Origin of the sequence: Mesorhizobium sp. M7A.F.Ca.MR.362.00.0.0 (genome assembly GCF_004023175.1) — a bacterium.
Classification (GTDB): domain Bacteria; phylum Pseudomonadota; class Alphaproteobacteria; order Rhizobiales; family Rhizobiaceae; genus Mesorhizobium.
Genome location: NZ_RZTF01000005.1, coordinates 1 through 5,895, shown reverse-complemented (window position 1 = coordinate 5,895; position 5,895 = coordinate 1). Strand labels below are relative to the sequence as shown.

Genomic DNA, 5,895 nt, shown 5'->3' with positions numbered 1-5,895 from the left:
CGGCTACAGCTATGCGTGTTCCGGCTGAAAGGCCGGAGAAGTGGGAAGGGAAGCTTGGCCAAGGAAACCAAAAATACGCTGCGCGACTCGGTCTACTCCGCGCTGAAGGCGATGATCGTGACCGGCCAGATCCCGCCGGGCTCCCGCGTCACCGAAAACGACATCGCGGCGAAGCTGACGGTCAGCCGAACCCCGGTGCGCGAGGCTTTCAATCGCCTCGAGCGTGACGGGCTGGTCACCGGCCGGCCGCGCCAGGGCTATGTCGTCACCGAGTTCGACATCAACATGTTCCGCGAGGCCTTCGAGATCCGCGAACTGCTCGACGGCCATGCGACGGAACTTGCGGCAACGGCCGCGACGGCACAGGACAAGGCGCGGCTGCGCGCCATGTTGGCCGAATGCGAAACGCTGGCAGCCATTCCGGAACGCACGAACCGGGAAAAATTCCAGGAACTGGAAGTCGGCATCGACCTGCACCGCGTCATCGCCGAAATCAGCGGCAACGTCATGCTGCACAACATGCTGTGCGGCATTCTCGACAAGTGCCAGCACTATGTCTGGACCGAACTGTTGTGGCTGGACGAATGGAAGATCGCCCGCGACGAGCACGCCGAGATCGTCGATGCCATCTGCGCCGGCGACGCCGCCAGAGCCGGCACGCTGGCACGCGCCCATGTGCGCGGCTCGCGCGACAATGTGCTGCGCCTGCTGCAGGCCAAGTCGGATTATCGGAATTTTCTGGCGAAGGCGTCTTGATACAGGTGGCCTTCCTGGCATTCCGCATCGCTGCACAAGAGGGCAACAAATGGCGGTGTGATCGCCGGTTCTCACTTCACCTTTTGCCGAAACTTGGAATGGCAGCTTGAGCAATCCTGGAGGATAAGGTGCAGAAGATGCTCCGCCGGCAATCCGGCCGGATCCGCCTCCGTTGTCTTCAGCCGCTTGCCGAGCAGACTGCCCCCGTCCATTGACGTCATCGCGCCCATGCGCATGTCCCCGGTGATCCGGGCAGGCGCGGTTTCGGCCTTGGCTGCCAATGCATCGGCGAGTTCACCAATGTGACTGGCGAGCGCCTCGAACTCCGGCCGCGCCTGATCGATTTCCGCTTTGGCGCCCGACGGCGCGCCCAGCGTGCCCGCCGGGAATTCAGCCATCAGGGCGGGTCCGGTACGGGCGCTGAGCGCCTCCGCCGCCGCCTTGAAGCTGGCGGCGTCGTAGGCGCGCTTGCCGCCGAACATCTCGGCGATGGTTTTCGCTGCCGCCGCCATAGCCTTCATCGAGGCCTGGCGTGCGGCCACGATCTCATCACTGGAGGCGACCGCCTGCGGCGAGGAGAGGCTCAGCGAACCGGCCAGCGCCAGCACCACCGCTCCGAACGCGATGCCGAACTTCATGCCATGACATCGAGCACGCCCATCATGCCGAGCTGCTCGTGCTCGAGGATGTGGCAGTGATACATGCGCTGCCCCGGCCTATCCTGGCGCAGCAGGAGCCGCACCGTCTCGCCGCGGGCGACGTTCACCGTGTCCTTCCATGCGAGATAGGGCGGCTTGGACACCGCGCCGTCGCGCTCATGTTCGACGACCTGGAATTGCGTACCGTGGACGTGAAAGGGATGGTCCATGTCGGCCTCGTTGACTATCTCCCAGAGCTCGATCTCGCCGGCCCTGGCGACGAAGTCGACGCGTCCCATGTCGAAGGCCTTGCCGTTGATCAGGAAACCCATCTCCATGCCGGTGGGTTTCATCGCCATGGTCTCCGTTAAAACGAGCCGCCGGCTGAGGACAGGGTCAGCGAACGGTGCGATCGACCGCAGCCGCGCCGGCAGCTGCGGCACCGCCTCGGCTTCGCTCTCCGAGACATCGACCGTCAGCAGCGTCAGCCCCGCATCGGCCGGGCGGCCGGGACCCATCCAGCCACGGTCGTAGCCGAGCGTATCGAGGGTGATGGGGCCGGGCCTGTCGAAGGATGCGACCAACTCGAGGCGTTCGCCCGGGCTGAGCAGGATCTCGTCCGCCGCCACCGGCGCCGCGAGCAGCCCGCCATCCGTCCCGATGACTGTTATCGTCGCGCCGTCGAAGGCAAGCTTCAGGAACCGTGCGTTGGTGGCGTTGTAGAGGCGCAGGCGTCGCTTGGCGCCCTTTGCCACCGAGAGCCTGGGATTCTTCTGGCCGTTGACCAGCACGTGGTCGCCAACGCGGCCGTTCATCAGATCGCTCATGCTGTTGCTCGGAATCGAGCCATCGGCGGCAAGTCTGAGATCGGTGAACACCAGCACCGTGTCGCCATATTCGGCCGGGATGGGATCGGCCTTGGCCTTGACGACGAAGGCGCCGGCAAGACCCCGATAGACCTGCTCTGCCGTCTTGCCGTGCGGGTGCGGGTGGTACCAATAGGAGCCTGCGGAGCCTTCCGGCAGCTCGAAGGCATAAACGCGCTCGGTGCCCGCCGCAACCGGATCCATCGGACTGCCGTCCTGGTCGGCGGGCACCGGCATGCCGTGCCAGTGGATGGTGCTCACCTCGTTATCGATGCGGTTGGCAAATGTGATCTCGACGCGGTCGCCTTCGAAGGCCTCGATCAGCGGCCCCGGGCTGATGCCATTATAGGCGAGGATCGGTGTGTCGCGCCCCTCGGCGAACCTCGCAATGGCCGGTGCCGCCGTCAGCCTCGCCCTGAGCAGGCCCGGCCGGTCGGCTTCGTTGGCAAGCACCTGCAGGGCGCGCAACGCCTGGCCTTCGGGCAGGGTGACCGCGTCTTGCACCATCGCGGCCATGTCGTGCCCGGCATGGCCGCCCATGCCGGGCATCGACATATCGTCCATCTTCGTCTGCGCCAGCGCACGCGGGCTCGCCAGAACCGTCGCCAGGCTTGCCGTCAGAAATCCGCGTCGATGCATTTCTCCGCTCCTTGCTCTCGATGAAAGGCCCGCCGGAAGACCTCGCGTGACCCTAAGGGTTCCAGCAGCTGGAAGGTCAAGTGAGATCGAGCAGTCGACGGTGACGATAGAAGCTGCCCTGGCGCACGATGTAGTAAGAGCCCGGACCCGCTGTCCGATCATGAACACCGGTCGTTCCGGCGAAGCCGCAGAGTTCTCAGCCCTTGCGCTCCTGAAGGCTGTTGCCGCCGTCGACCACCAGCAGCGCGCCATTGACATAGCTGGCGCCTTCCGAGGCCAGGAATGCCACCGCGGCGGCCACTTCATCCGGCCGCCCTGCCCGCGCCGGCGGCGTATGCAGGGCGGCTTGCCGCTCCATTTCGCTCGACGAGCCCGTTTCGATCCAGCCGGGAGCGACGGCGTTGACGGTGATGCCGTTTTTCGCCACTTCGAGCGCCAGCGTGCGCGTCAGGCCGGCCATGCCGGCCTTGGCGGCGGAATAAGCGGCCGTGCCTTCGAAAGACACCAGCGGGCCGGTGACCGACGCCACATTGACGATGCGCCCGTAGCCCGCTTCGACCATCGCCGGCAGAAAGGCCTTCGTGACGAGGAATGCCGTCTTCAGGCTGACGTCGATCCCCTGGTCCCAGTCGGCCTCGGTCATGGCGAGAAACGCTTTGTCGACCGATGGCGATGCCAGCGAGCCCATGCCGGCATTGTTGACCAGGATGTCGACGGCGCCGACTTCAGCCCGCAGCCGCGCGACATCGGCTGCCATGGTGAGATCGGCGACCACGGCCTTGGCATCGATGCCTTCTGCACGGAGCCCAACGGCGCGATCGAGCACACGCGCACTGGCACCGGTGAGAAAAACGGCATGGCCGGCATAGCCGAGCTGCCGGGCAATGGCAAAGCCGATGCCGTCGGCCGCGCCGGCCCCGGTGATCAAAGCGCGTTTGATGCGGGTATGGGGAATGGTCAAATCGGGCTCCGCTGGTTTCCGCCTTGTCGCGGTCTTACCACGCAGATTGGACGACGGCGCTGCGAAGATTTGCTCTGCAGCATTTGGGCCGCTTTGCCGAGCTTCGTCCTGGTGACCCGCGTAGGCGCCGCCCGAATGCTTAGTCCATTGCGTGGCCGGTGTTGACCAGCCATCCTGCCACCGCCGTGCAGTCGCAGGCCGTCACTCGTTCCCGCCGTTCGGGTTGGAGCCCGCCATGACGCAAGTTGACACGCAACCGGACCTTATGCGCCCAATGTCATCCTCGATAGGTCACTTCCATGGCAGTCCTGCTGCGCTGAGGCGTGACCACAGGTTATTTCTAAACTCCGGACCGCGCGCTTGCTGCAATCGATCGACATACTCGCCGGTCAACCGGGGCGACTCGCGCGAGACGAACGACACGTCCTTCCGCGCAGACTCGAGATCGCCCATCCCCATGTATGATGCAGCCCGCAGGAGCCGTGCCCAGTGGTATTCAGGCAGGACCATCAGAAATCGATCAAACGAGGCAGTCGCGGCGTTATAGTTCTCCCCGGCGTATTCGGCATCGCCCCTGAACAGAAAGATCGGATTATAATTCGGACTGAGAAGGTCGGCCCGCGCGAAAGCTGCCTGTGCACCTTCGAGATCTCCGGCGTAAGTTAGCCCAATTCCCAGCCAGGTACGGCACTCTGCATCGTTCGGATTGAGTGCGATGGCCCGCCACAGGCAGCCAAGGCCCGTCTGCAAGTTTCCGAGATAAGTCTCGGCCAATCCGAGAGCACTGTGCAGAGATGCTTCCCGGTCATGGCCACAAAGTCCGGCCCGAGCCTCATCACCAGCCCGGCGAAAGGCCTCGATGGGTTCAATGGACCATCCGTTGAAGCAGGAGTGGAAATCGACCCAGGCAAGAGTCTCCCTTATCAATGCATGCTCTGGCTCGGCGGCGAGGAGCCTTTCACAGAGACGCCGCGCTACGACCATGCCTTTCGCCGTCGGCCGTTCGACGTGGTAAAACGCCTTCAGATAGAGCTTGTGGTGCTGAATTGCTTCCTCGAGGGCGGGCGGGCCTGCCGCGTGCTTCATCAACACCTGGAAGAGATTTCCGCTGATCACGCCTGTCAATTCGTCATGCGATGACGTCTGGGCGAGATCATATCTCGCGCTCCAGACCTCGACTTCCTCCTCGGCGTCCACGAGATGCGCGAAGGCGTGCATGGCTTTGTCTTGGCTATGGACCGCGACCTCCAGGACATAGTTGGCTCCCGTGGTCCTGGCGATTTCCTTGACAGTGAGATGCCGCTTCGCGAGCGCGAACATTGTGGCCGCTGCGACGATTCCGATCTGGGAGAAGCGTCCGAGCTCTGCGGTCAACGCGCGCGTCAATGCATCCGCATCGGTCCTTGTTTTGCCGAACTGACCCTTGACCGGCATCACCGCCAGCCGCGGTTTTTCGCTTTGATGGGGTGACAGCCCGCCTGGCCTGGCGCCGGAAGCGCCGGCAAAGTACGCCGCGAGCCCGATCTTGGTCCGCACCCCAAGTTTTCCGTAGATGGTCGCAAGGTGAGTGCGAACAGTGGCCGGAGCAATGAAAAGCGCCTTGCCGATCTCCCGATAGGTCAGGCCGGCGGCAAATTTTTCCGCGACCTCGCGCTCACGACCCGACAATGCGACAAGCGTTTGAGCTTTCGAAGCGCCGAGCACCATTGTGGACCCCCGTCCTTGGAAACCCCTCCGTAGCCGAAGAATGCTACAGAAGAATGCTACAAATGCACTAGGCCGAATACCGCATCTGCCCGATTCCGCCGCAGGCTCGCACGGCGCAAGCTTCCCCGACGGCAACAAACAATCGGCTAAGGGGGGTTCCATGCGTCCTGTATCCATAGTGCTGGCATGCACGGCCTTTGGCTATTCCGCCCAACCGTCACCTTCTTTCGCAAGCGGGTGCCGACAGTTGCTGGAATCAAACGTGAAAATCGCCAGCATGCATGCCTATGCCAGCATCTTGGCCAATGCTGCCCGCAACGGCTGGAAC

At 63.7% G+C, this 5,895-nt stretch carries 5 protein-coding genes; 1 reads left to right on the top strand and 4 read right to left on the bottom strand.

Annotated features, from left to right (window positions below):
- Positions 1-54 precede the first annotated feature (54 nt).
- Positions 55-756: a GntR family transcriptional regulator gene (locus EOC06_RS01360; protein WP_128306884.1), complete on the top strand. Its 702-nt coding sequence runs from the start codon at positions 55-57 to the stop codon at positions 754-756.
- 71 nt (positions 757-827) lie between these two features.
- On the opposite strand, the gene EOC06_RS01355 is transcribed toward EOC06_RS01360, so the two are convergent.
- The 4 genes from EOC06_RS01355 to EOC06_RS01340 form a co-directional block, all read right to left on the bottom strand.
- Positions 828-1,364, bottom strand: a complete 537-nt coding sequence (locus EOC06_RS01355) for a cytochrome c (protein WP_245469276.1) — start codon at positions 1,362-1,364, stop codon at positions 828-830.
- Between the two features lie 26 nt (positions 1,365-1,390).
- The gene (locus EOC06_RS01350) at positions 1,391-2,899 is read right to left on the bottom strand and encodes a multicopper oxidase family protein (RefSeq protein WP_128306883.1); all 1,509 of its coding nucleotides are present in this window, start codon (positions 2,897-2,899) and stop codon (positions 1,391-1,393) included.
- 196 nt (positions 2,900-3,095) lie between these two features.
- Positions 3,096-3,860 carry an SDR family NAD(P)-dependent oxidoreductase gene (locus tag EOC06_RS01345; RefSeq protein WP_245465748.1) on the bottom strand — a complete coding sequence of 255 codons (765 nt, stop codon included), beginning with the start codon at positions 3,858-3,860 and terminating at the stop codon, positions 3,096-3,098.
- Positions 3,861-4,151: 291 nt separating this feature from the next.
- The gene (locus EOC06_RS01340) at positions 4,152-5,567 is read right to left on the bottom strand and encodes a LuxR C-terminal-related transcriptional regulator (protein WP_164898425.1); all 1,416 of its coding nucleotides are present in this window, start codon (positions 5,565-5,567) and stop codon (positions 4,152-4,154) included.
- Positions 5,568-5,895 lie beyond the last annotated feature (328 nt).